Origin of the sequence: Bradyrhizobium sp. HKCCYLRH1034 (genome assembly GCF_051168375.1) — a bacterium.
Classification (GTDB): domain Bacteria; phylum Pseudomonadota; class Alphaproteobacteria; order Rhizobiales; family Xanthobacteraceae; genus Bradyrhizobium.
The window spans coordinates 215,217-238,584 of sequence record NZ_JBNPUW010000001.1 but is presented as its reverse complement, the minus strand read 5'-3'; the positions used below and the strand labels follow the sequence as shown (position 1 = coordinate 238,584).

General features: G+C 65.6%; 22 protein-coding genes. 7 read left to right on the top strand and 15 right to left on the bottom strand.

Translation table 11 applies throughout. The annotated features are described in order from the left end of the window. Window positions 1-88: 88 nt before the first annotated feature. Genes ACQR0W_RS01075 through rpe form a run of 4 tightly spaced genes read right to left on the bottom strand, consistent with a single transcriptional unit; the run spans window position 89 to window position 2,727 of the window. A complete protein-coding gene (locus tag ACQR0W_RS01075) occupies window positions 89-604 on the bottom strand; it encodes a hypothetical protein (protein ID WP_316170293.1) in 516 nt (171 codons plus the stop codon). Window positions 605-646: 42 nt separating this feature from the next. Next, the gene (locus ACQR0W_RS01070; protein ID WP_316170335.1) at window positions 647-1,477 is read right to left on the bottom strand and encodes a bifunctional allantoicase/(S)-ureidoglycine aminohydrolase; all 831 of its coding nucleotides are present in this window, start codon (window positions 1,475-1,477) and stop codon (window positions 647-649) included. Between the two features lie 47 nt (window positions 1,478-1,524). Then, window positions 1,525-2,010 (bottom strand): ureidoglycolate lyase, encoded by a 486-nt coding sequence (locus tag ACQR0W_RS01065; RefSeq protein ID WP_316170292.1) that lies wholly within the window; start codon window positions 2,008-2,010, stop codon window positions 1,525-1,527. 15 nt (window positions 2,011-2,025) lie between these two features. Next, window positions 2,026-2,727, bottom strand: coding sequence for a ribulose-phosphate 3-epimerase (rpe, locus tag ACQR0W_RS01060; protein ID WP_315714981.1), 702 nt, complete (start codon window positions 2,725-2,727; stop codon window positions 2,026-2,028). Window positions 2,728-2,956: 229 nt separating this feature from the next. Here rpe and ACQR0W_RS01055 point away from each other — a divergent pair, with 229 nt between their 5' ends. After that, window positions 2,957-3,733, top strand: a complete 777-nt coding sequence (locus ACQR0W_RS01055) for an EF-hand domain-containing protein (RefSeq protein ID WP_316170291.1) — start codon at window positions 2,957-2,959, stop codon at window positions 3,731-3,733. 2 nt (window positions 3,734-3,735) lie between these two features. Here ACQR0W_RS01055 and ACQR0W_RS01050 read toward each other — a convergent pair whose 3' ends face one another. Then, window positions 3,736-4,734 carry a P1 family peptidase gene (locus ACQR0W_RS01050; RefSeq protein ID WP_316170290.1) on the bottom strand — a complete coding sequence of 333 codons (999 nt, stop codon included), beginning with the start codon at window positions 4,732-4,734 and terminating at the stop codon, window positions 3,736-3,738. 202 nt (window positions 4,735-4,936) lie between these two features. Beyond that, window positions 4,937-7,711 carry a PAS domain S-box protein gene (locus tag ACQR0W_RS01045; protein WP_316170289.1) on the bottom strand — a complete coding sequence of 925 codons (2,775 nt, stop codon included), beginning with the start codon at window positions 7,709-7,711 and terminating at the stop codon, window positions 4,937-4,939. Between the two features lie 237 nt (window positions 7,712-7,948). Here ACQR0W_RS01045 and ACQR0W_RS01040 point away from each other — a divergent pair, with 237 nt between their 5' ends. Continuing rightward, complete coding sequence (locus tag ACQR0W_RS01040; protein WP_315750016.1) at window positions 7,949-8,350, top strand: response regulator; 402 nt, start codon at window positions 7,949-7,951, stop codon at window positions 8,348-8,350. A gap of 140 nt (window positions 8,351-8,490) precedes the next feature. Here ACQR0W_RS01040 and ACQR0W_RS01035 read toward each other — a convergent pair whose 3' ends face one another. From ACQR0W_RS01035 to ACQR0W_RS01000, 8 genes are all read right to left on the bottom strand, one after another. After that, window positions 8,491-9,609: a branched-chain amino acid ABC transporter substrate-binding protein gene (locus ACQR0W_RS01035; RefSeq protein WP_315714776.1), complete on the bottom strand. Its 1,119-nt coding sequence runs from the start codon at window positions 9,607-9,609 to the stop codon at window positions 8,491-8,493. Window positions 9,610-9,765: 156 nt separating this feature from the next. Next, entirely contained in the window at window positions 9,766-10,497 is a 732-nt protein-coding gene (locus ACQR0W_RS01030) for an ABC transporter ATP-binding protein (protein ID WP_315749359.1), read from the bottom strand. Further along, window positions 10,494-11,327, bottom strand: a complete 834-nt coding sequence (locus tag ACQR0W_RS01025) for an ABC transporter ATP-binding protein (protein ID WP_315714774.1) — start codon at window positions 11,325-11,327, stop codon at window positions 10,494-10,496. Before ACQR0W_RS01025 ends, ACQR0W_RS01030 begins: the two co-directional genes overlap by 4 nt. Then, window positions 11,324-12,652 (bottom strand): high-affinity branched-chain amino acid ABC transporter permease LivM, encoded by a 1,329-nt coding sequence (livM, locus tag ACQR0W_RS01020; protein WP_316170288.1) that lies wholly within the window; start codon window positions 12,650-12,652, stop codon window positions 11,324-11,326. Before livM ends, ACQR0W_RS01025 begins: the two co-directional genes overlap by 4 nt. 13 nt (window positions 12,653-12,665) lie before the next feature. Beyond that, window positions 12,666-13,583 carry an ABC transporter permease subunit gene (locus ACQR0W_RS01015; RefSeq protein ID WP_315714772.1) on the bottom strand — a complete coding sequence of 306 codons (918 nt, stop codon included), beginning with the start codon at window positions 13,581-13,583 and terminating at the stop codon, window positions 12,666-12,668. Window positions 13,584-13,880: 297 nt separating this feature from the next. Beyond that, entirely contained in the window at window positions 13,881-14,960 is a 1,080-nt protein-coding gene (locus ACQR0W_RS01010) for a hypothetical protein (RefSeq protein WP_316170287.1), read from the bottom strand. Window positions 14,961-15,003: 43 nt separating this feature from the next. Then, window positions 15,004-16,974, bottom strand: coding sequence for a glycosyltransferase family 2 protein (locus tag ACQR0W_RS01005; RefSeq protein ID WP_316170286.1), 1,971 nt, complete (start codon window positions 16,972-16,974; stop codon window positions 15,004-15,006). Next, window positions 16,974-18,179: an HlyD family secretion protein gene (locus tag ACQR0W_RS01000; RefSeq protein ID WP_315749362.1), complete on the bottom strand. Its 1,206-nt coding sequence runs from the start codon at window positions 18,177-18,179 to the stop codon at window positions 16,974-16,976. Before ACQR0W_RS01000 ends, ACQR0W_RS01005 begins: the two co-directional genes overlap by 1 nt. 529 nt (window positions 18,180-18,708) lie before the next feature. On the opposite strand from ACQR0W_RS01000, the gene ACQR0W_RS00995 reads away from it, so the two are divergent. After that, window positions 18,709-19,254, top strand: coding sequence for a hypothetical protein (locus tag ACQR0W_RS00995; protein WP_434840566.1), 546 nt, complete (start codon window positions 18,709-18,711; stop codon window positions 19,252-19,254). A 22-nt stretch (window positions 19,255-19,276) separates the two neighbouring features. On the opposite strand, the gene pcaD is transcribed toward ACQR0W_RS00995, so the two are convergent. Continuing rightward, complete coding sequence (pcaD, locus tag ACQR0W_RS00990) at window positions 19,277-20,059, bottom strand: 3-oxoadipate enol-lactonase (RefSeq protein WP_315749364.1); 783 nt, start codon at window positions 20,057-20,059, stop codon at window positions 19,277-19,279. Between the two features lie 231 nt (window positions 20,060-20,290). On the opposite strand from pcaD, the gene ACQR0W_RS00985 reads away from it, so the two are divergent. The 4 genes from ACQR0W_RS00985 to ACQR0W_RS00970 all read left to right on the top strand — a co-directional run bounded on the left by ACQR0W_RS00985 (window position 20,291) and on the right by ACQR0W_RS00970 (window position 23,200). Beyond that, the gene (locus ACQR0W_RS00985; RefSeq protein ID WP_315714765.1) at window positions 20,291-20,737 is read left to right on the top strand and encodes an SRPBCC family protein; all 447 of its coding nucleotides are present in this window, start codon (window positions 20,291-20,293) and stop codon (window positions 20,735-20,737) included. Window positions 20,738-20,868: 131 nt separating this feature from the next. Further along, a complete protein-coding gene (locus tag ACQR0W_RS00980) occupies window positions 20,869-21,354 on the top strand; it encodes a (2Fe-2S)-binding protein (RefSeq protein WP_172180444.1) in 486 nt (161 codons plus the stop codon). Between the two features lie 48 nt (window positions 21,355-21,402). Beyond that, window positions 21,403-22,260, top strand: a complete 858-nt coding sequence (locus ACQR0W_RS00975; protein ID WP_315714764.1) for an FAD binding domain-containing protein — start codon at window positions 21,403-21,405, stop codon at window positions 22,258-22,260. Between the two features lie 31 nt (window positions 22,261-22,291). After that, window positions 22,292-23,200 carry an AAA family ATPase gene (locus tag ACQR0W_RS00970; RefSeq protein WP_315714763.1) on the top strand — a complete coding sequence of 303 codons (909 nt, stop codon included), beginning with the start codon at window positions 22,292-22,294 and terminating at the stop codon, window positions 23,198-23,200. Window positions 23,201-23,368 lie beyond the last annotated feature (168 nt).

Genomic DNA, 23,368 nt, shown 5'->3' with positions numbered 1-23,368 from the left:
TTGGTCGATCGCGCGATCGAGCCGGTGTTCGAGGCCGATGAGGAGAAGCTCTTCGTCGGCGGTTGCGGCCGAAGATTCGACGAGCGCATCAGGTGGCAGTCTTGCGATAGCCGATGTCGTGGCCGCATTCATAGCGGCCGCTCGGATCATGATTGCGCAATTCGTAGACCCGCTGCCATGTGCTCTCCCACGCGCCTTCGGCGGTTAGACAGGTCCGGGTTCCGTCAGCATCGATCTTGATCACCTTCCAGATTAGAAGCGCCACGCAGGCGAAAGAATCGAAAAATGCATCCAGAAACGAGGTGAACCAGCCGGAGTCCATGCCCATATGGCGGAACTCCGGTTCGTGCGCAGAACTCACCAGGCCCCAGGGGCAGCCCGGTCCGAAGCCGTGCTCACAATAGGCGATCTCGGCACCGGATTGTGCATCGCGAAGCACGAACCAGCAGGGATATTGCTGCCCCGGTTGGCCATAGTTCCAATCGCGCAGCACCATGTGAGGTGCGACGAGCATGCCGCGGATATGCGAGAGCACACGCTTGTCGGACAGCTCAGCCAATTCCCCTTCGATCAAGCTCTCCAGGCGTTCGGGAACGGTCGACATCAGCCGTGTATCCAGGACTCATTCAGCGGATGCTGCTGGCCTTCACCTGAACGGCCGCAGCTTCATGTGCCGGTTGGCGTCCTTGTAGAGCAGGTAGCGGAAGCGGCCGGGGCCACCGGCGTAGCAGGCCTGCGGGCAGAAGGCGCGCAGCCACATGAAGTCGCCGGCCTCGACCTCGACCCAGTCGCGGTTGAGCTTGTAGACCGCCTTGCCCTCGAGCACATAGAGCCCGTGCTCCATCACATGCGTCTCCAGGAACGGGATCACGGCGCCGGGCTCGAAGGTGACGATGTTGACGTGCATGTCGTGGCGAACGTCGAGCGGATCGACGAAGCGCGTGGTGGCCCAGCGGCCCTGCGTCTCCGGCATCGCGGCAGGGGCGATCGTCGCCTCGTTGGTGACGAAGGCCTCGGGCACGGCGATGCCGGGAACGGCCTCATAGGCCTTGCGGATCCAGTGGAAGGTCGCGGGCGCCTGGCTGTCGTTGCGCAGCGTCCACTTGCAGGACGGCGGCAGGAAGGCGTAGCCGCCATGGCCCAGGCGATGCTCTTTGCCGGCGATGGTGAGCATGATCTCGCCTGACACCACGAACAGCACGCCCTCGGCCTCCGGATCCGGCTCGGGCTGGGCGCTGCCGCCGCCGGGCGACACCTCGACGATGTATTGCGAGAACGTTTCCGAGAAGCCGGAGAGGGGACGCGCGATCACCCAGGTCCGGGTCTTGTCCCAGAACGGCAGCGCCGAGGTGACGATGTCGCGCATCACGCCTTTCGGAATGACGGCATAAGCCTCGGTGAACACGGCGCGCCCGGTGAGCAGGTCGGTCTGCGGCGGGTGGCCGCCATGCGGCACGAAGTAGTTCGGCTTGTCCATCATCGTCTCTCCACGGCGCGGATGATCAACCGGCGCGCCATCGGTCATCAGGGAATGGCAAGGTAGAGCGGCTCGTCGAGCCACAGCTCCTCGAGATTGTCGGGGCTGATGCGGTCGACCACCATGAAGCGCGAGGCCTCGTCGAACACCAAGAGCGGATGATGCCAGACGTTGCGCGCGTAGTTGACGCCCTGGCGGCCGGTTGCCGTGAAGGCGTGGTAGCTCGCGGGATCGCGCGGATCGGCGCAGACCAGCACCAGCCACGGCCGGTCCTGCAACGGCATGAACAGCTGGCTGCCGAGCGGGTGCCGCTCCATCAGCTTGATCTCGATCGGCAACGGCCGCGGCTTGGCCTCGAACAGGCTGATGTTCGCGGCCGCGCCGCCCGATGTCACGTCGACAGCAGCGAGGCCGTTGCAGCGGCGGGCGAAGCCCTGGTTGATGTCGATGGGCTGGGCGCCATCGGTCTCGACGACGTCGCCGAAAGCAGCGAAGGCCGCTTTCGTCAGCGGCTGCGGCGTGAGCGTGTGCATCCCGCCTCGCGTGCCTCAGATCGCTTCGCCGCGCGCCAACGCGGCGGCGCTGCGGATCGCGGCGATGTTGCTGCGATAGGCTTCCATCGTGCCACCCTTGAAGACGGCGGAGCCTGCGACGAAGGCGTTGGCGCCAGCGGCGGCGAGTGCGCCGGCATTGTCGCGGCCGACGCCGCCATCGACCTCGATATCGATCGGCCGGCCCGCGGTCATCGCGCGCAGATCCTGGATCTTGCCAATCGCCGAGGGGATGAAGGCCTGGCCGCCGAAGCCGGGATTGACCGACATGATCAGCACGAGGTCGACGAGGTCGAGCACATATTCGATGACGTTGAGCGGGGTCGACGGGTTGAGCGAGACGCCGGCCTTCTTGCCGAGCGCGCGGATTGCCTGCAGCGAGCGATGCAGATGCGGGCCGGCCTCGGCGTGGACCGTGATGTGATCGCAGCCGGCCTTGGCGAAGGCTTCGAGATAGGGATCGCACGGCGTGATCATCAGATGCGCGTCGAAGATCTTGGTGGTGTGCGGACGCAGCGCCTTGATCACGTCAGGGCCGTAGGAAATGTTCGGCACGAAATGGCCGTCCATGACGTCGAGATGGATCCAGTCGGCGCCGGCGGCATCGACGGCGCGCACCTCCTCGCCGAGCTTGGAGAAATCGGAGGCCAGGATCGATGGTGCGATGACGAGCGGACGCGGCGTGAAGGACTGGGTCATGGGCGGCTGTTCCAGTGCGATCGGGGAGTGTCGCCGTATCATGCAGAGGCGGCTGCGGCAACGCGAGCGGGAAAAATCTGCCGGGCGCGGCATGATCTGCCGGGTTTCGGCGATCGCAACATCGCGAAATGTCGGGAAATATCAGCGATTTGGCGCTGGCATGGCGATTGCGAGGAGAGGGGCGAGGTGTTGTCGCCGCCGCTCGCCGCGGCTTTCTCGGAGTTTCGCCATGTGGTTTGCATTGGGGGCCGCCGCGTCGGTCCTGGATGGCCTGCAGTCGCTGGGCTCGACGAAGTCCAGTTCCGGCAAATCAGACCAGTCCGGCGGCGGGCTGTTCAGCCTGGGCAATACTGGCTCGAGCAGCTCGGGCAATTTCAGCCCGTGGTCGAGCTCAGGCAGCGGCGGCAGCTCGGGGCAGATCGCCCCGGAGACGATGAGCGCGCTGCTGGCGGCGCAGAGCCAGTCGGGGACGACGTCGAGCGCGAGCTCGACCAGCAATCCGCTGCAGGACCTGTTCTCGCAGATCGACGGCGATGGCGACGGCAAGATCACGAAGTCCGAATTCGAGACTGCGCTCGGCGCGGGCGGCACCAACCTCTCGAACGCAGACAAGGTGTTCGGCAAGCTCGACAGCAACAGCGACGGCAATGTCAGCATGGACGAGCTGACCTCGGCGCTGCAGGGCGCCGGACGCCGTCGAGGCCACCATCACCACCAGGCTGGCGCAGGCAACGCCGACGGCTCCGGCAATTCGTCGGGCGCAGGGGCCGATGCGCTGATGCAGGCGCTGTCGGGCGCGTCGAGCTCCTCGTCCACCAACAGCGACGGTTCGACCACGACCACGATCACCTATGCGGATGGGTCGAAGGTGACGCTGACGACGCCGGCAGCCACAACCGCGTCCAACGCTGCGACCTCGTCCTACAACATGATCGAGAAGCTGATCCAGCGGCAGTCCAACATGCTGTCGGCCTCCACGTCTTCAACGACCGCGGTCAGCGCGTAAGCTCAACTGCCGAAGCGGCCTTGCCAGGACGGCAGCGCGCCGGCGAACGGCAGCGGCCTCGCGTGATAGACGCCGCGGGCGATCGCGCGCGCCAGGACGTTGGCCGCGACCATGCCGAGCTCACTCAGCTCGACCAGCGGCTCGATCGGCCTGGTGCAGGTCGCGGCCGCGAACACGATGTCGCCGTCGAGCGGCAGATGCACCGGATAGATCGCGCGCGCCATGCCGGTCTGCGCCATCATCGCGAGCCGCTTGGCCTGCGCCTTAGTCAGGATGGCATCGGTCACGACGAGGCTGATCGTCGTGTTCTCGGAGGCCGATGCTGCCGGGCCGCCCTTGATGCGCATCGCCAGCATGTCCGTCGTGAAGGCGGCCGGCAGGCCGCGGCCGCCGAACTCGCCGTCGATCTCGTACGGTGCCGCCCAGAACCACGGACCGTCGCCGACGGTGACGCTGCCGACCGCATTCACCACAACAATGGCCGCAACCTTGATGCCGCCTGTCGTCGTCGCCGACGCCGAGCCGAGCCCGCCCTGCAGGTTGGCCGTGGTGGCGCCGAGCCCGGCACCGACGCTGCCGAGCGCGAAGGTCGTGCTGGCCGCCGCCGCGGCCGCGTAGCCGAGCTCGCGATACGGCGCGTAGCGGCCCCAGGCCTTGTTGCCGCCGTTCAAGAGGTCGAACACGATCGCGCCGGGGACGATCGGGATCAGCGCGTCGCGCACGGCAAAGCCGCGCCCCTGTTCCGCCAGCCAGGCCTGAATGCCGCTCGCGGCCTCGAGCCCGAACGCCGAGCCTCCCGACAGGGCAATGCCGTCGACCCGTTCCACCGTATTCGCAGGATCGAGCAGCGCATCCTCGCGCACCCCGGGTCCGCCGCCACGGATGTCGATCGCGGCGACCGCCGGCTGATCGAACAGGATCGCGGTCACGCCGGAAGCGAGCGCTGCGTCATGGGCATGGCCTACGCGTACGCCGGGGATGTCGGTGAGGAGATTCTGCACGATCGTCCCTCGCTGCAGATGATGATGCCGGATGGATAGCGCGGCCGGCGCGAGGCCTCAATGCAGGAGGGCACGCGCCTCGGCGCTGGTATGAGCGCCCCGCTTGCGTCCCGCGGGCGCGAGGGGGGGGGAGGCGACATCCGGGTCTCACGTGCCGCGCCGGTAGGCCCGGATGTCGCTTACGCCGATCCGGGCGCGTGCTTCAGCGCTCCAGCGCGATACGGATCATGCGGGCCAGCTCTGGCTTCCGGTAAGGCTTGGGCAGCAGCAGCACGCCGGCGTCGAGGCGGCCGTGGTGCACGATCGCGTTCTCGGTGTAGCCCGAGGTGAACAGCGTCCGCAGCGCCGGCCGCCGCACCCGCGCGGCGTCGGCGAGCTGGCGGCCGTTCATGGCGCCGGGCATGATGACGTCGGTGAACAGCAGGTCGATCTCCGGATGGCGCTCGAGCACGTCGAGCGCCTCGGCGGCATTGGCTGCAGCCAGGGTGGTGTAGCCGAGGCTGCCGACCTGGGCGATCACGTGCTGGCGTACAAGCGGATCGTCTTCCACGATCAGGATCGTCTCATTGCCGCCGCGCGCGTCTGGCGCCTGCAAGCCCGCGCTGGCCGCCGGAGTGGACGCCGAGCGCGGCAGATACAGCTTGATCGAGGTGCCGTGGCCGACCTCGCTGTAGATCTTGATGTGGCCGCCGGACTGCTTGACGAAACCGAACACCATGCTGAGGCCGAGCCCCGTGCCCTTGCCGGTGCCCTTGGTCGAGAAGAACGGATCGAACACCTTCTCGAGATAGGCCGGCGGAATGCCACAGCCGGTGTCGCTCACGGCGATCATCACGTAGTCACCGACGATGACCTCGCTATGGACGTCGGCATAGTCCCGGTCGAGCGTGACGTTCGCGGTCTCCAGCGTGAGCTTGCCGCCCTGCGGCATCGCATCACGCGCATTGAGCGCGAGATTGATGACCGCGGTGGCGAGCTGGTTCGGATCGGCGAGCGCAGTGCAGGGATCGGCGTCAAGGATACGCTCGATCTCGATCTGCGCGCCGAGCGTCGGCTGCAGCAAGGCTGCGGTCTCGTTCAACAGCGCGTTGACGTCGAGATCCGTCGGCTGCAGCGGCTGCTTGCGGGCGAAGGCCAGCAACTGCCGCGTGAGCTGCGCGCCGCGGTCGGCGGAGTCGTCGATCAGCTTGGCGACGGAGGCGAGCTCCGGCCGGTCGGAGACGGCGTCGGCAAGAATGCCGATGCTGCCGGTGATGACGGTGAGGATGTTGTTGAAGTCGTGGGCGACGCCGCCGGTGAGCTGACCGACCGCCTCCATCTTCTGCGCCTGGCGGAACTGCGCCTCGGCCGCGCGCTTCTCGGTGAGGTCGCGGCCGACGAAGAAGTGGCGCTGCACCGGCTCCGACCAGCTCGCCATCCAGTTCAGGACGACGCCGCGGCCTTCCTTGTGCATGAGCTGCGCCTCGAAATTACGGACGTCGCGGCCGCGGCGGCAGGCGCGCATCTGGCTACGGACCGCCTCGAGCTCGGGCGGATAGACGAAGTCGCTGGCATTGCGGCCGACCATCTCCTCCGGCCGGTAGCCGAGCACGTCCAGCGCGCTCGGGCTGACCTGCATCAATTGTCCGTAGGAGTTGGCAACCAGGATCAGGTCCTGCGAGGTCTCGAAGATGCGGCGGCGCTCCTCGGTCTCACGGGTCAGGGCGGTTCGGGTGCGCTTGCTCTCGGTGATGTCGTGCGCCACCTTCGAGGCGCCGATGACCACACCATGCGCGTCGAGGATCGGCGACACGCCGAGCGATACTTCGATCTCGCGGCCGTCCTTGTGGCGGCGGATCGTCTCGTGATGCTCGATCTTCTCGCCGCCGCCGATCCGGCTCAGGATGCGATCGACTTCGCTGCGCCGTTCGGCGGGCACGATCAGGCCGACGTCGTTGCCAAGCGCCTCGTCTGCGCCGTATCCGAACAGGTGTTCGGCGGCGCGATTCCAGGACGTGATCTTGCCCTGCAGCGTCAGCGTGATGATGGCGTCGTTGGAGGATTCCACCACAGCGCTGAACAGCCGCTCCCGCGCGATGAAGCGTGCCCGCTCGCTTTCGCTCTGCCGGCGCTGCTGCTGCAGCAGCCGCGTGAGCCTCGTCTGCAGCCTGACATTGTCGGCGAGCAGGACGCCGAGGACGAAGCTCGCTGCCAGCAAGCCATAGATGCGGCCCGCATAGTAGCCGAGGTCGAACCGGGCGGCGTTGAGCAGCGAGGAGAGCGAGAGATCGAACAGCCAAGCGCACAGCACCACCATGACCCAGAGGTCGAGAATGCTGTGCGGCCTGCGCAACGCCAGGACGAGCAGGGCAGCCGATGTTACGCACCAGATGGCGCCGACCGCGATCTTCAAAGCCGGAGTGGCAGCGTCATCGCGGACGAGCGCAGGCAGCGCCGTATCATGGGCGATCACCGCCCAGGTGAGTGCCGCAAGTGCAACCGCCACGCCGAGCACGGCGACCGAGAGAGACAGCGCAACCGACCCAACGGGCGCCGGACGGAGACGGTCGTGCAGCGCATAGACCAGAACGAACAAGGGGAACGCGCCGTGCCAGATCATGTAGATCCAGGCTGCGGTCTGCGGCCCTGCATCGAGCAGGCCGGTCTGAGAATACAGGCCTGGGAACACCAGCGTGTGCAGCAGCGAGGCTGGCGCGGTAAACAGGTAACCGGAGGCCAACCACAGCAACGGTCGCGAGCGAAGCAGCACGAACTGGGAGAACAGCAGGAACGCGGTGATGAGATCGTTCAGCGCCAGCGCCGACTGGTAGCTCGCGACGAACGCAGGCACCGGCGGCAACTGCACCTTGGCAAAGGGAGCGGCGGCGGCAAACAGCAAGGTCGAGATCGCAACCGCGGCGAGTGCTGCGATTTGGTCTCGGCGCGTCGCGGTGGACGTCGACAGGAGGACTTCGCGATGATCCTTGATGCTCTGCATCTCCAAGGGTCCTGCGCAACAGAGCCGACGTGCAAGAGGGGAGGCTTTACAGCTGGTGCGCGAAGAAAATCACTGTTCTAATGAAGGTTGTATGGTACCAGATCGGATCGTTCTGTAGAATGAGTCGATAGTTGGAGTAACCGCACCTTTACCGCAATTGGGATAAATATACTCATAGTTGTGTCCGATTTCTTTCTACGTCGTAGGCTGTCCAACGGAAAAATTCTGGAGAAGTTGATGCCACGGATTCTGGTGGTCGACGATCAGAAGGATGTGCGCGCCATGATCTGTATGGTGCTGCGCGTCAATCAGTTCGACGTGGTCGAAGCGGGAACCGCTGCGTCCGGACTGCAGTTGTTCCGCGACCAGGCATTCGATGCCGTCATCGTCGACATCTATCTCGATGATTCCAACGGGCTCGATCTGGTCAGCAGTATGCGCGCGCTGGTTCCCGACGTTCCGGTGGTCGCCGTCTCCGGCATGACTGCCTTCGATGGCGCGTCGATGTCGGACGAGCTGACCCGTGTCGTTTACCTGCAGAAACCGTTCCGCCCGGCCGAGCTGATGCGTGCCGTTGAAACGGCCCGTGCAGCAGTGGCGGCGAAGGGGGCCCCATCGCTTTCGGCCTGTGCCGGCTGAGCCGGTCTGTTCCTCTGTACGACGTGGTTCCCCACGGTCGGCGGGCCTCAACGACGAACCAAGCGCTCAGCAGAACGCCCCGGTCCAGGACCGGGGCGTTTGTATTTTGCTGATGATGATCGAGACGGTCAGGAGTTCTATCAGGAGCCCTTGCCGCCGAGCTCGGCGTAGCCGCCCTTGGCGTCCCACTTGTAGACGACGTAGTCGATCTGCTTGATGTCGCCCTTGGCGTCGAAGCCGAGCTTGCCCAGCACCGTGTCCCACTCGCCGGCCTTGATGGTGTCCATCACCTTCTTGGCGTCGGTGGTGTTGGCCTTCTTGACGGCCTGCGACCAGACCTGGATCGCGGCGTAGGTGTAGAGCGTATAGCCCTCGGGATCGATGTTCTTGGCCTTGAACTTGTCCACGATCGCCTTCGCGCTCGGCTTGTTGCGCGGCTCGGGGCCGAAGGTGAACAGCGTGCCTTCCGCGGCCGGACCGGTGATCGAAGCGAACTCCTTGTCGTTCATCGCGTCGCCCGCCATCAGGATGGTCTTGAGGCCCTGGTCGCGCATCTGGCGCAGGATGAGGCCGGCTTCCTGATGGTAGCCGCCGACATAGACGAGATCGATGTTGTCACGCTTCAAGCGGGAGACGATAGCGTTGAAGTCCTTGTCGCCCTTGTTGTAGGACTCGAACATCTTCTCGGTGACGCCGGCCTTGTTCAGCGCCTTCTTGGTCTCGTCGGCGAGACCCTTGCCGTAGGTGGTCTTGTCGTTGAGGATCGCGATGTTCTTGCCCTTGAAGTTCTTCGCGATGTAGTTGGCGGCGACGAGACCCTGCTGGTCGTCACGGCCGCAGACGCGCGCCACGTTCCACAGCTTGCGCTCGGTGAACAGCGGGTTGGTCGAGGCCGGCGTGATCTGCAGCACGTTGCTGTCGGCATAGGCCTCGGAGGCCGGGATCGACGACGACGAGCAGAAATGGCCGGCGACGAACGGAATGCCGGAGCCGGCGAGCTTTTCGGCAACCGAACGCGCCTGCTTCGGATCGCAGGCATCGTCACCGACCTGCAGTGCGAGCTTCTTGCCGAGCACGCCACCGGCGGCATTGAGGTCGGCGACCGCCATCTCGGCGCCGTTCTGCATCTGGCGGCCGAAGGCCGATTCACTGCCGGTCATCGGGCCGGCCACGGCGATGTTGATGTCTTCGGCGAAGGCAGCAGTCGAGAGCGCCAGCGATGCGCCCAGAGCCAAGCCGATGAGTTTGAGTGGTTTCATGAGAAATCCTCGCGGGGGTAGGTCGACACGGAACGGCCCGAACGGCGGGCCGCAGACCGCGCGCATTGTGGCTGATTTTCCGGCGAAGTCACCGGCAATTTTTGACCACACCTACGAAGGACTAAGGCCATTCTGGCCGCGTTTTGAGGGCCCGCCTCAGTGGCGGCCGCCCTCCAGATAGGCAGCGCGGATCTCCGGTCGCTGCAGCAGCTCGGTGCCGGTGCCCGACAGCGTAATCAGGCCGTTGACCAGCACATAGCCGCGATGGGCGAGCTTCAGCGCGTGATTGGCGTTCTGCTCGACGATCAGCACGGTCAGACCGTCCTGGCGGTTGAGTGTCCGAATGGCGTCGAAAATCTGGCGGGCGATCAGCGGCGCCAAGCCGAGCGAGGGCTCATCCAGAAGCAGCAGGCGCGGCCGGCTCATCAGCGCGCGTCCGATCGCCAGCATCTGCTGCTCGCCACCGGATAGCGTGCCGCCGCGCTGGTCGACGCGCTCCTTCAGGCGCGGAAACAGGGCGAAGACGCGCTCCAGCGTGCTGGCCCGCTCCGCGTCGGTCGTCTCGCCGGCGTCGGCGCCCATCTGCAGGTTTTCCGCCACGCTCATGCGCGGAAAGATGCGGCGTCCCTCCGGCGACTGCGCGATGCGCAGCCGCGCGATCTGATGCGTCGGCACCTGTGTGATGTCGTTGCCGTCGTAGACGATGTTGCCGGAGCTTGCGCGCGGGCGGCCGAAGATCGACATCATCAGCGTCGACTTGCCGGCGCCGTTGGCGCCGATCAGCGCGACGATCTCGCCCGGCTTGATGTCGAGATCGACGCCCTTCAGCGCTTCGATTTTGCCGTAGGACGCGCGCAGATTGCGGATCGCGAGCAGGGACGCACTCACGCCTCGGCCTCCATCACGGCTGCGGCCTCTTCCTCGTCGGTGCCGAGATAGGCGGCGATGACCTTCGGATCGTCGCGGATCTCGCGCGGCGTGCCCTCGGCGATCTTGACGCCGTAGTCCATCACGACGACGCGGTCGGAGATTTCCATCACGACGCTCATGTCGTGCTCGATCAGCAGGATCGACGTGGCGTGATCGGCCCGGATCGACAGCAGCAACTCGCTGAGGGCCGCACTCTCGCGCGCGTTGAGGCCGGCGGCCGGTTCGTCGAGGCAGAGCAGGGCCGGCGAGGTGCACATCGCGCGCGCGATCTCCAGCCGACGCTGGTCGCCATAGGCGAGATTGCCGGCCGCGTCGTCGGCGCGGTCGATCAGCCCGACGCGCTTCAGCCAGAACACGGCCGCATCGATCGCGTTCCGCTCGGCCGCGCGCCACGAGGGCACGCCGAGCAGCCCGAGCACCGTCATGCCGGACGCGCGCATCAGCGCGTTGTGCTGCGCGACCATCAGGTTCTCGAGCGCCGTCATGCCCGGAAACAGCCGGATGTTCTGGAACGTCCGCGCCACCTTGGCCTGCTTGGAGATGTTGAAGTCCTTCAGCTTCTGCATCTCGAACTGCGCGCCGTCATCATGGGTCAGGCGGATGACGCCGGAGGTCGGCTTGTAGAAGCCGGTGATGCAGTTGAACACGGTGGTCTTGCCGGCGCCGTTGGGGCCGATCAGGGCCGTGATCTGCGTGCGTTGCGCGGTGAACGACAGCGCATTGACGGCGACGATGCCGCCGAAGCGCATGGTGAGGTTTTCGAGTGCGAGAATGGGAGCGGAGCTCATCCGTGGCCTTCCTTGACGAGGTCCGAAGAGATGCTCTTGGATTTTTCCAGGAATACGGTCGGCGCGCGATGGCCGACAATGCCGCGCGGCCGCCAGATCATCACCAGCACCATGGCGAGACCGAACACCAGCATGCGGTAGCCCTCGAGGCTTCTGAACAGCTCGAAGCCGCCGATCATGGCGAGCGCCGCCAGCGCGACGCCGAGCTGCGACCCCATGCCGCCGAGCACGACGATGGCGAGCACCAGCGCCGATTCCTGGAAGGTGAAGGATTCCGGGCTGATGAAGCCCTGGCGCGTGGCGAAGAAGGCGCCGGCGAAACCGCCGAACATCGCGCCGGTCGCAAATGCGGTCAGCTTGGTGGTGGTGATGTTGATGCCGAGCGCGCGGCAGGCGACCTCGTCCTCGCGCAGCGCTTCCCAGGCCCGGCCGATCGGCAGCCGGCGCAGCCGGATGGTGACCCAGTTGGTCAGGAGTGCCAGCGCCAGGATCAGATAGAACAGAAAAACGATGCGATGCGTCGGCGAGAACGGGATGCCGAGCATCGATGCAAGGCCGCCTTCGCCCGGTGCGAGCGGAATGCCGAACAACGTCGGTCGCGGAATCCCGGAGACGCCGTTGGGACCGCCGGTCACGTCCTGCCAGTTGATGAGGACGAGGCGGATGATCTCGCCAAAGGCCAGGGTCACGATGGCGAGGTAGTCACCGCGCAGCCGCAGCACCGGAAAGCCGAGCAGCACGCCCCAGAAGGCGGCGAGAATGCCGGCGAGCGGCAGGCAGACCCAGAACGACAGGCCGAAGGTGGTCGAGAGCAGGCCGTAGGAATAGGCGCCGACGGCGTAGAACGCGACGTAGCCGAGGTCGAGCAGGCCGGCGAGACCGACCACGACGTTGAGGCCCCAACCCAGCATGACGTAGGTAAGGACCAAAATGCCGAGGTCGAGAATGTAACGCTGATTGTAGAAGATCACCGGTACCAGCAAGGTGAAGATCAGCAGCGCCGGCGCGAGATAGCGGCCGGCTACCGACATGCCGCTCCGCACGGACGGCGGCACGAAGCTGCCGAGGCCGCCGCGCGGTCCGAACCACAGCCGCAGCAGCTCGACCGCGATCGAGCCGACGAACACCGCCACAACCAGGCTGGCGAGGTCGCCGAAGCGGGTCCAGTATACGAGCTGGCCGCTCTGACCCGCTTCGGTGCGGACGCCGACCATCAGGGAGAACAGACCGAGAGCGACCAGTGCGCTGAGAAGGGCCTTCTTGAGGATGAAGGCGGCTCTGACCGGTTCGGAGCCTTTCGACGAGGCGGGAAGGGACGCGCTCACGCGGACTCCATCTTCAGACTTTTTCGACTTCGGGCCGGCCGAGCAGGCCGGTTGGCAGGAAGATCAGCACCACGATCAGGATCGAGAATGCCGCGACGTCCTTGTACTCCACCGAAAAATAGGCCGACCAGAACGTCTCGATCAGTCCGATCGCGAGGCCTCCGAGCATCGCGCCCGGCAGCGAGCCAATGCCGCCGAGCACCGCCGCCGTGAACGCCTTGATGCCGGCGACGAAGCCCATGAAGAAATCGACCAGGCCGTAATACAGCAGGTACATCATGCCGGCGACGGCCGCGAGCGCCGCGCCGATCACGAAGGTCATCGAGATGGTGCGGTCGACGTCGACGCCGAGCAGTGCCGCCATGGTCTGATCCTGCTCGCAGGCGCGCATGTCGCGGCCGAGCCGCGTGCGGGATACCAGCCAGGTGAACAGCGCGAGCAGAACGATGGTGGTGATGACCACCACGATCTGGATGTTGGAGAGCTGGACGACGAAGCCGCCCGCGCCCTCGTGCAGCGTGTAGCCGCCGGTGATGATCGGCGGCACCGGCTTGACGCGCGCGCCCTGCGACACCTGCGAATAGTTGGTGAGGACGAACGACATGCCGATGGCGGACAGCATCGGCGCCAGGCGGAACGAGTGCCGCAGCGGGCGATAGGCGATACGTTCGATGGTCCACCCATAGAGCGCCGTGATGGCCATCGACACCAGCAGCACGATCAGCAGGATCACCGGAACCGCGGTCAGGCCCAGCGACACCAGGACCAGGAAGCAGATCAGCGCGATGAAGCCGCCGATCATGAAGATGTCGCCATGGGCGAAATTGATCATGCCGACGATGCCGTAGACCATGGTGTAGCCGATGGCGATCAGGCCGTAGATCGAGCCAAGGACGAGGCCGTTGATGAGCTGTTGCGCGAAATAATCCATGAACTGCCGTGAGTGAGACTGCCGATACCGGTTCGCAACGCGGCGGGGGCCTTGTAGAGCGGGTGCCGGTATGCCTGGAGACGCACCCGCGCCCAAGGCGACGCGTGCGGCAGTACTAACAGTTCGGAACCGGGTGCCGCAACAGCGTGCAGTGCCACAATTGCGGGCTTATCCCGCCTCCTTTGATGGCGCGGTTCCCCTGCCTTCCTCGGGGCCGGCCGTCGCCATCAAATGACCGCTTGGGAACCCAGCACGTAGCGCCGAAAAGGAGGGTTCTCGCACCGGTTGCTGGCGCCGCTATATGCCGCTACCGCTGTCTTCCGTCGAACCAGGCACTTTTGCCATCAGCTTCGACTGGAGCCTGACCAAGGCGTCGCGCAGCCGCGTCGCCTCATCGTACCGGGTTTCCCGAGCCACCATGCCAGAAAACGGATCTTTCACCATGGTCTCGGCGGCCTGGGCAAGACGGCGCATCGGCGTCACCACCCATTTCGCGGCGAAATTGAGCAGCACCAGGATCGAGAACACGCCACCGGCAACGTTGAACCAAAACGAGCGCACAAGCTGGCGGGTCGGCACCATCGCGGCAACGGCGTCCTGCCGGATCAGAAGGGACCAGCCGAAGCTCGGCAGATCGGCGTACTTCACGGTGGGGAACGTGAGGGTGAAATAATCCTTGCCGTCGGGCCATCGCTCGATGAGCGCGACCGAGGCCCCGCGGCTTGCGGCCTGCGCCGAGCCGATCGTCAGTTGCTTGCCGACGAGATCCGGCGGGCCGAACAGCACGATGCTCTCGCGCGACAGCAACACCAGATCGATGTCGCGCGACGCCAGCGCCGCGACGGATTCGATCACCCATTTCCAATCGATCTGGGCCCCGATGACGCCGGCGGGGGCGCCGTCGTGCACGAGCGGAGCCGACATGGCGATCAAGCGGTCCGGTCCCGAAGCGGCCTGCAACATCCGGCCCAGGGCCTCTGATTCGCGATCATCGACCGCCGTCGGCACCCCGAGTCCATGCCGGAACCAGCGCAGGTCGGCGACGTTTTGTCCCTCCAGCATCCGGTCCTTGCTCGCGATGACCTTGCCGCCGGAGTCGGCGATGCCGAGCCAGGCATAGCGCGGCTGGAACTGGCTCACGAACTGGATCTGCCGGCGCGCCTCGGCGACGTCGGCGGGGTCGATGATCGCGGCGAGCCGCGACACGTCGCTCCACGTGCCGTACAACTGTCGCGCCAGCAGGTTTGCGCTGAGCTCGCCGCGCGTCCTCAGTTGCTCGATCGCGAGCTCCTCGCCGCGCCGCTGCAGCGACGCCGAATAGAGGATGGCAACGGCCAGCGCCGTCACGATGATCAGTGTCGTGCCGCCGAGGAACACCGCTGTCTGTAAGCTCCACCGTCGCCTCGTCATTGTCTTCTCCTCAATCGGCCACGGCTCGCGCGAGTTCTTTCAGCATGCGGCCGAGATCGCCGCTGTCGGCGCCGGGCACTCCGCTCGCGGTGTGCAGCCGCTCGATGATCTGGGCGCGCTGCTGCGGCGTCACCGTAAATATGAGCCGGTAGCCGTCGTTCGTCGGAGCCGCGACCTTGGTCTGGATATCGCCGATCAGGGGCAGGGTGAGCGTGCCGATGGCGCCGGTCGCAAGGCCGACCGGACCGCTGACGCGTGCGCCGCCGGGGCCGAGATTGACGATCCAGCCGCGTTGCGGCTCGCCGTCGACCGTCAGGGTTATCGGCTCGACGATCTGGCGTTGCGGCCGGTTGTAGCGTGGACGGTCGATGCACACGGCGATCGCCACCGACAGCACCAGAATGTTGTAGATCGTCCAGAACATCACGACGATGACGCCGTCTCCCGCGGTCCCCGTGGTATTGAAGACGAAATCGGACGTCAGCGACACGATCATGCCACCGATCGTCAGCGCCATCAGGATCAGGAAGGGCCGCATCAGCGGCCATTGGACAATGATCTTGGCGCGATCGCCGCCCTTGGCGGTCACCGAGAATTTGTGCGGACCGGGGGAGAGCAGGCCGAGAGCGGCGGCGCGGAGCACGGGCCAGGCGGCGACGATCTGCGAGACATCGTTGACGATCGGAATGAACAGTCCCTTGGACAGCCAGTTCAGCGTGTACATGATCGAGAGATAATAGGGGCCGTAATACCGGATGATGTCGGCGATCGAGGCGTTCACCACCGTCACCCCGCCCCACCAGTAGAGCAGTGGACAGATCAGCGCGGCGAGGCGGAACGGATAGGTCGACGTCCAGTAGAGCAGCGAGTCGAGCACGCTGAGCCGGTGGAAGAAATCGAGACCATGGGAGCCGAATGGATTGTAGACGTTGCGCACGATCTGCATGAGGCCGAGGCACCAGCGGCCGCGCTGCGTGACGTATTCCGCAAGGCCTTCCGGCGCCAATCCCTCCGACAACGCCTCGTTCAGGTACACGGTCTGGTAGCCGTGTGCGGACAGGCGCAGCGTGAGCAGGAAATCCTCGGTGACGCTCTCGGTGGGCACGCCGCCGATCATCTCCACGGCGGAGACGCGGAATATCGAGGAGGTGCCGCAGCACATTGCTATGCCCCAGGCGTCGCGCGCCGGCTCGACGTTGTCGAAGAAGTGGCGCTGCTCGTCGGGATAGGCCGCGCCGATGCCGAGATTGTGCTGGATCGGGTCCGGGTTGAAGAAGTGCTGGGGCGTCTGTACGAGGCCGACAGCCGGATCGTGGAACAACGCGAGCGTCCGCTCGACGAAGTCGAGATGAGGCACGAAATCGGCGTCGAGAACGGCGACGAAATCCGGCCGGTCCGCATCCGCCGCGCGCAGCCGCAAGGCATTGTTGATGTTGCCGGCCTTGGCGTGCGACTTGTCGGTACGGGCGACATAGCCGATGCCGTGCTCGGTGCAGTAATCCCGGAGCCAGGCCCGGCTGCCGTCGTCGAGGACGAAGACGCGCAATGCCGCATAGGTGATCGCCTTGGCGCCGACGATGGTTCGCTCCAGAACCTCGAACTGCTCGTTGTAGGTGGTGATGAAGATGTCGACCCGAGGCGGCGGCCTCGGAAGCCACCAGCCGGCATGGCGATCAGCCTCCGTCGTCCGCTCCTTGGTCCTGGTCAGGATCAGGAAGGCGAAGGACGACGAAACAACGGTGAGCGCTTCGAGAATGGCGAAGCCCCAGCTGAGGATCCCATCCGGCGTGAGGCCGGGCGGAGCAAGGGTCTCGGTGAAGCGCCAGGCGACATAGCGCCAGGCCAGCAGGATCGAGCCGCTGAGGAGCAGGGTCCGCCAGTACCATATCTTCGGGTCCAGGAGGGGCAATGCCAGGACGCGCAGCCCTACGATGATCGCAACGACTGCGAACGCGGACAGGAATGGTGACAGCGTCGGCATCAGTAGCCGTACCGGGCGACGAAGCCGCGCAATGCCGCGATCGGTCCGCTGGTGAAGATCACCCGGCCGGTGCGCCCGATGGCGCAGGACAGATCCGGCTGCTTGGCGAGATCTGGCACCGCAACGGTGACGTCGAACCGCTGCAAGTGCTGCGGCGTCGGGCCGACGGCGAGATTGGCGTAGAGTTGCGAGGCGCCCGAGCCGCCGAGACGTGTCACCGTCCCATCGAATATCCGGTCGTCTCCGAACAGACGGAACTGCACCGGGGCGCCGATCGACAGGCGGGCGTAGAGACTTTCGGGAACGCTCGCGGTCACCACGAGACTGTTGCAGTCCACCAGCTTGACGAGATCCTGACCGCGACGGGCATATTCGCCATCGTCGACGAGGAAATCCCAGGCCATGCCCAGGACGCGGGCCCTCAGCGTCGCCGAGGTCAGCCGGTTGATCCGGACGCGTTCGGCGTTGATCTGCTGCTCGTATTGGACTAGGCGGGATTGGATCTGCTGCTCGTCCACGGCAAGTTCGGCGAGGCGCAGGTCGAGCTCGTGAATGCGCTGCATCGAGAACGGCACGTCGTTGTAGGAGTCGCCGATGAAGACCCCCGATTGCGCGGAGCCGAGCTCGGTCTCGACATAGTTGGTGCGCTGTTTCGCGCTTTCCAAATCCTGCTTGGCGATATCGAGCGAGGCGCTGGCCTGGTCGAGGCCGGCGACCGTCTGGACCCCGCGTTCCTTCAGCTCGTTGGCCCGCGTGAAGGTGAGATCCGCGAGCTTCAGCCGGGCGGCCGCGGCATCCTCCGCCGCCTTGGCCTCGGCGATGCGCGCCGCGATCTGGCGGACGCGGCCGGTCTTGTAGTTGGCCGACTGGGCCGCGAAGGCGGCCCGCGCCTGCTCGAGCGCCGAACGCTGCGCCGGAACCCGCTTGAGCGCGATCTTCTGCTCGTCACGGTCGCGCTCGAGATTGAGCAGGCGCGTGGTGTCGAACCGGTCGTCGACGATCTCGGCCACGAGTTCCCCGGCATTGACCCTGGCGCCGATATTGCTCACCCCCAGCGTCACGCGGCCTTCGATCGGCGCGCGCACGACGTAAAGCCGGGCATTGACGGTCGCGTCGCCTGAAGTTCCGGCGAAATGCTCGCCGACCAGGATGTAGAGGCCGCCGGCCAGCAGGAGGATGCCGATGAAGATCCGAGCTACTCTCATGCGGTACTCCCGCTCGGCAGCTGCCTGCCGCATCACGATCCCGCTGTGCGAAACGCAGCGGTGTTCGCCCCTAAGGTAGTATCTATGTTTTAGACTACTTTGACGCTAGTCAAGAACGCCGCTGACGCGGCGCACGGAGCTGCAAGGCGCATGGACTTGAATCAGCGGCCGCCGACGTGATCGGACTGCCGGCGGATCGATCGTGACCGATGCAGGCGTCGGCGACGGCGGTCTTTCAGCGGAGGAGCCGCATCCCGTTGGTGGACCGAAGCGGACGCAATGTCGGATGCGGTGCAGATGTTCGAGGAGGCGTCGATGGCCGGAAAGGCCGCTATCACGCGGGAATTCGGGGCCTGATCGGCGAGGTCGTCAGCCCGGTCTCTACGGCGATTGGACGGGGGCTCTCGCGCCCGTCGCCACCCTGTTAAGGTAAACGAATGGTTTAAATTGCCGGGCGCGTTTGCCGGGCGTTAGCTCGTCTGGAAATCGGCCGGACGGGCAGTTGGTGGGATGCAAAGGTGGGCGTGACATGATCAAGGATTGCGTGATCAGGAATTGGCGGCTCAGCTGCGTCAACGGTGTGCTGCTGGCGCTTTATTTCGTGCCCGCCTGGACCATCATCGCGTTTCAGATCATGGTGTCGCCGATCCAGGGGTTGTTCGCGCGGCCGAATATCGCGGTGGCCTTGTTCATCAGCGACCACCTGCGGCTGTCGGGCATCGAGACGGTTCGCGCCGCCTGGCTGCTTGCGCTGGCGCGACTGACGGTCGCAGGCTTCTTCGCGATGTTCCTGGTGCTGATCCTGGTTCCGCGGGTGCGAAAGGTGGCCGGCTATGTCGAGGCGCTGTCGATCGGGCTCGGCTTCGGCAGCATGCTCGCCTTCTTCAGCATGATCATGGCTGCCAAAGTCGGGGAGCCCCAGGCGTTGCGTCTGCATGCCACGGAACTCCTGATGCTGCTCGGCACGGCCATCGTCATGCTGGTGGAGAAGCCGACGACGCAAGCCTCGCCGTCTTCCGCATCCGCTTCACCGAAGATGGAGCCCACGGCGACGCCGTCGCCGCAGCAGGCATGACGCCCCGATCCATCTCGGTGCATCAGTGCTGGGTCAGAAAGCCCAGCACGGCATCGTTGAACTGGCCCGCCGCTTCGACATTCGAGATGTGCGCGGCATCGACGATGGTCATGCTGGCGCCGGGGATGCGGCTGCGGATTGCTTCCGCCATCGCGATCGGCGTCGATTTGTCGTAGCGGCCGGCCACGACGAGGGTCGGGCTCTTGATGGCCGGCAGATCCTCACGCAGGTCCAGGGCACGCAGCGCCGCGCAGCAGGCAAGATAGCCGCCGACAGGGGTGGCCACGAGCATTGCCTTCATCCGGTCGGCGACATCAGGATTGTGATCACGAAACTCCTGCGTCAGCCAGCCAGCGATGACCGTGTCGGCGATTCCAGCGAGTCCGCTGTCCTCGACCGCCTTGATGCGGGCGTCCCAGATTGCCGGATCGGGGTAGTAGCAGGTGGTGTTGGCGAGCACGAGCTTGCCGATGCGTTCAGGAGCATGGGCGGCGAGCCACTGCCCGACCATGCCGCCCATCGACACGCCGCACCAGTGCACCTTCTCGATGTTGAGGTCATCGAGAATCGCCAGCGCATCGCGGCCAAATCGCTCGATCGAGTAGGGCCCGGGCGGCACTTGCGATTTGCCATGACCGCGCCGGTCATAGCGGATCACGCGGAACACCTGCGTGAAGGCGCGCATCTGCGGCTCCCACATCTGCAGGGTCGAGCCGAGCGAGTTCGAGAGCATCAGGGTCGGCCCGCCGTCGCGGCCCTCGACGGTGACATTCAACAGACAGCCGTCGGCATCGATCATCGGCATGGGCGGAATCCTTGTCGCAGGCGGCCGCGCCGCCGGAGGAATCGTGCAGATTTGATGGCGAACTAACCACCGCCGCCGCCGTCTGCCAATCAAAACCCGACGGCGGCGAGGTCCGGAATGCTGCGGTGCCCGGCTTTTCTGCAACGCTTCCGGGCGCTGCTCGCCCTTCCTTTTGGGCGTTCGGTGCTTTACTTGAATGCCTCTAACCGCGCCAATCGGGGGGAGATGCACATGGCTATGACGATGACGGGCGAAGTCCAGCTGGCCGCTCCGCGAGAGCAGGTCTGGGACAAGCTGAATGATCCGGAGGTGCTCAAGGCCTGCATTCCCGGCTGCGAGGAGCTGGAGAGGACCGAGGATGGCGGCCTCCGCGCCGTTGCCAAGATGAAGGTCGGACCGGTCTCTGCGCGCTTCAAAGGCAAGGTGACCTTGAGCGATCTCGATCCGCCGAACGGCTACAAGATCTCCGGCGAAGGCGAGGGCGGTGTCGCCGGATTCGCCAAGGGTGGCGCGGTCGTCGCGCTGGCGGACAAGGACGGCGGCACGCTGCTGACCTACAATGTCGAAGCGCAGATCGGCGGCAAGCTGGCGCAGCTCGGCCAGCGGCTGATCAACGGCACCGCAAAGAAGCTCGCCGACGAATTCTTCGCCAACTTCGCCAAAGCCGTTCAAGGCTGACCGCAACCGACCCATGCGCGGCCGGGGGCGAGGTTGCCCGCCGCCGGGAGCGCCCATATGATGGTTTTCGACTGATTTTGCTGGGCTGCGCTGCAGTGCAACGCTGTCGCGCGGATAATAGAGAGTCCTGAATGGCCAAGATTTCCATGATTGTGAACGGTAATCCCGTCACGGCGAACGTCGACCCGCGGACGCTGCTGGTGCAGTTCCTGCGCGAGAATCTGCGCCTCACCGGCACCCATGTCGGCTGCGACACGTCGCAATGCGGCGCCTGCGTCGTCCATCTCGACGGCAAGGCAGTGAAGTCCTGCACGACCTTGGCCGTGATGGCCGATGGTCATGAGGTCAGGACGATCGAGGGACTCGCTGCCGACGGCGCGCCGCTGCATCCGATGCAGGAGGCGTTTCGCGAGCATCATGGCCTGCAATGCGGTTTCTGCACGCCGGGCATGATCATGACCGCGGTCGACCTCGTCCACCGTAAGGGACATGAGCTCAGCGACGAGACCATTCGCGAGGAGCTCGAGGGCAATCTCTGCCGCTGCACGGGCTATCAGAACATCGTGCAATCGATCGCCGCCGGCGCCAAGGCGATGGCCAAATCGGACCTCGCCTAAACGTCTGACCTTGCCTTAGTCGGCCCGCTGCGCACAGGACATTCCCCCATGTACGAATTCAAATATCACCGGCCGGCGACCGTGCGCCAGGCCGCCAATCTCCTCACCAAGAACGAAGACGCCAAGCTGGTCGCCGGCGGCCACACGCTGGTGCCGGTCATGAAGCAGCGGCTCGCGAGCCCGCCGCATCTGGTCGATCTCTCCCATGTCGAGGGGCTCGATACGATCGAGGTGAAGGGCCGAAACCTCGTGATCGGCGCGATGGCGCGTCACGCCGACGTCGCCAACTCCGCAACCGTCGGCGAGGCGATTCCGGCACTGGCCCATCTGGCGAGCCTGATCGGCGATCCCGCGGTGCGCCATCGCGGCACCATTGGCGGCTCGATCGCCAACAACGATCCGACCGCGGACTATCCGGCCGCATGCCTCGCGCTCGGCGCCACCATCGTCACCAACAAGCGCAAGCTGAAGGCCGAGGAGTTCTTCCTGGGGCTGTTCACGACCGCGCTGGAGCCGGACGAGATCATCACCAAGGTGAGCTTCCCGCTGGCCAAGAAGGCGGCCTACGTCAAGTTCCGCAACCAGGCCTCGCGCTACGCGCTGGTCGGCGTGTTCGTCGCCCGCCGTCCGTCCGACGTGCGCGTTGCGGTGACCGGGGCCGGCGGCAATGGCGTGTTCCGCGTCACCGCCTTCGAGGAGGCGCTGCAGAAGCGCTTCTCGCCGAAGGTGCTGGAGGGCATTCCGGTCTCGGCCGAAGGCCTCAACAGCGACATCCACGGCAGCGCCGAATATCGTGCCCATCTGATCGGCGTGCTGGCGCGCCGTGCGGTCGATGCGGCCAATGCCGGCGCCAAGGCCTCAACCGCGTCGGAGGGAGCCGCCGAACCCGAGGCTCCGGCTTCGTGACGGACGCGTGAAGAAGGAAGCGGTCTCGCCCATGAGTGCTCCGGCCCTGCCAGCATCGGTCGACGCGATGCTCGAATTGTTGTCCTCGCGCGGCTATCTGGCCGAGCGATCGCTGGCGACGGTGACCTATCTGTCGCTGCGCATGGGCCGGCCGTTGTTCCTCGAAGGCGAGGCCGGCGTCGGCAAGACCGAGATCGCCAAGGTCCTGTCGGCGGCGCTCGGCCGCAAGCTGATCCGGCTGCAGTGCTACGAGGGTCTCGACGTCGCCTCCGCCGTCTACGAATGGAATTCAGCGGCGCAGATGATCGCGATCCGGCTGGCGGAAGCGGGCGGCGAGGTCGACCGCGATCAATTGACGTCGGACATCTTCGCCGACCGCTACCTGATCAAGCGCCCGCTGCTGCAGGCGCTGGAGCCGGATGTCGCCGGCGCGCCGGTTCTGCTCATTGACGAGCTCGACCGCGCGGACGAGGCGTTCGAGGCCTATCTGCTCGAGATCCTCTCCGACTTCCAGGTCACGATCCCCGAGTTCGGCACCGTCAAGGCGCCGCATCCGCCGATCGTCATCATCACCTCGAACCGGACCCGCGAGATCCATGACGCGCTGAAGCGGCGCTGCCTGTATCACTGGGTCGATTATCCCTCCGCCGAGCGCGAGCTTGCCATCGTCAAAACCCGGCTGCCCGGCATCTCGCAGCGGCTGTCGCAGCAGATCGTGCGCTTCGTCCAGGCGCTGCGCGACCAGGACTTCTACAAGTCGCCGGGGGTCGCCGAGACGCTCGACTGGGCCACGGCGCTGACGGAGCTCGATGCGCGCTCGCTGAACGCCGAGGTCGTCGGCGACACGCTGGGCGCGCTGTTGAAATATCAGGACGACATCGCCCGCATGCAGGGCGATGCGTTGCAGAAGGCGATCAAGGACGCGACCAACGAGACGTAGTTCACGCCGGTGCCCACAATAAAGGTCGTCATTCCGGGATGCGTGCGCAGCACGCAGGCCCGGAATCCATAACCACGATCGTGAGTATGGATTCCGGGCTCACCCTCCGGGCGCCCCGGAATGACGAGCTCAATTTGAGGCGTGTGCGAAGCGGACGAGGGATCAGAA

Excerpts from the sequence above, each read along its gene's own strand:
- ACQR0W_RS01065 (WP_316170292.1), bottom strand. The coding sequence starts at position 2,010 with ATGCACACGCTCACGCCGCAGCCGCTGACGAAAGCGGCCTTCGCTGCT.
- ACQR0W_RS01075 (WP_316170293.1), bottom strand. The coding sequence starts at position 604 with ATGTCGACCGTTCCCGAACGCCTGGAGAGCTTGATCGAAGGGGAATTG.
- rpe (WP_315714981.1), bottom strand. The coding sequence starts at position 2,727 with ATGACCCAGTCCTTCACGCCGCGTCCGCTCGTCATCGCACCATCGATC.
- ACQR0W_RS00970 (WP_315714763.1), top strand. The coding sequence starts at position 22,292 with ATGAGTGCTCCGGCCCTGCCAGCATCGGTCGACGCGATGCTCGAATTG.
- ACQR0W_RS01040 (WP_315750016.1), top strand. The coding sequence starts at position 7,949 with ATGCCACGGATTCTGGTGGTCGACGATCAGAAGGATGTGCGCGCCATG.
- ACQR0W_RS01070 (WP_316170335.1), bottom strand. The coding sequence starts at position 1,477 with ATGGACAAGCCGAACTACTTCGTGCCGCATGGCGGCCACCCGCCGCAG.
- ACQR0W_RS01005 (WP_316170286.1), bottom strand. The coding sequence starts at position 16,974 with ATGCCGACGCTGTCACCATTCCTGTCCGCGTTCGCAGTCGTTGCGATC.
- ACQR0W_RS00975 (WP_315714764.1), top strand. The coding sequence starts at position 21,403 with ATGTACGAATTCAAATATCACCGGCCGGCGACCGTGCGCCAGGCCGCC.
- ACQR0W_RS01025 (WP_315714774.1), bottom strand. The coding sequence starts at position 11,327 with ATGAGCTCCGCTCCCATTCTCGCACTCGAAAACCTCACCATGCGCTTC.
- ACQR0W_RS00980 (WP_172180444.1), top strand. The coding sequence starts at position 20,869 with ATGGCCAAGATTTCCATGATTGTGAACGGTAATCCCGTCACGGCGAAC.
- ACQR0W_RS01035 (WP_315714776.1), bottom strand. The coding sequence starts at position 9,609 with ATGAAACCACTCAAACTCATCGGCTTGGCTCTGGGCGCATCGCTGGCG.
- ACQR0W_RS01045 (WP_316170289.1), bottom strand. The coding sequence starts at position 7,711 with ATGCAGAGCATCAAGGATCATCGCGAAGTCCTCCTGTCGACGTCCACC.
- ACQR0W_RS00995 (WP_434840566.1), top strand. The coding sequence starts at position 18,709 with ATGATCAAGGATTGCGTGATCAGGAATTGGCGGCTCAGCTGCGTCAAC.
- ACQR0W_RS00985 (WP_315714765.1), top strand. The coding sequence starts at position 20,291 with ATGGCTATGACGATGACGGGCGAAGTCCAGCTGGCCGCTCCGCGAGAG.
- ACQR0W_RS01055 (WP_316170291.1), top strand. The coding sequence starts at position 2,957 with ATGTGGTTTGCATTGGGGGCCGCCGCGTCGGTCCTGGATGGCCTGCAG.
- ACQR0W_RS01015 (WP_315714772.1), bottom strand. The coding sequence starts at position 13,583 with ATGGATTATTTCGCGCAACAGCTCATCAACGGCCTCGTCCTTGGCTCG.
- ACQR0W_RS01000 (WP_315749362.1), bottom strand. The coding sequence starts at position 18,179 with ATGAGAGTAGCTCGGATCTTCATCGGCATCCTCCTGCTGGCCGGCGGC.
- pcaD (WP_315749364.1), bottom strand. The coding sequence starts at position 20,059 with ATGCCGATGATCGATGCCGACGGCTGTCTGTTGAATGTCACCGTCGAG.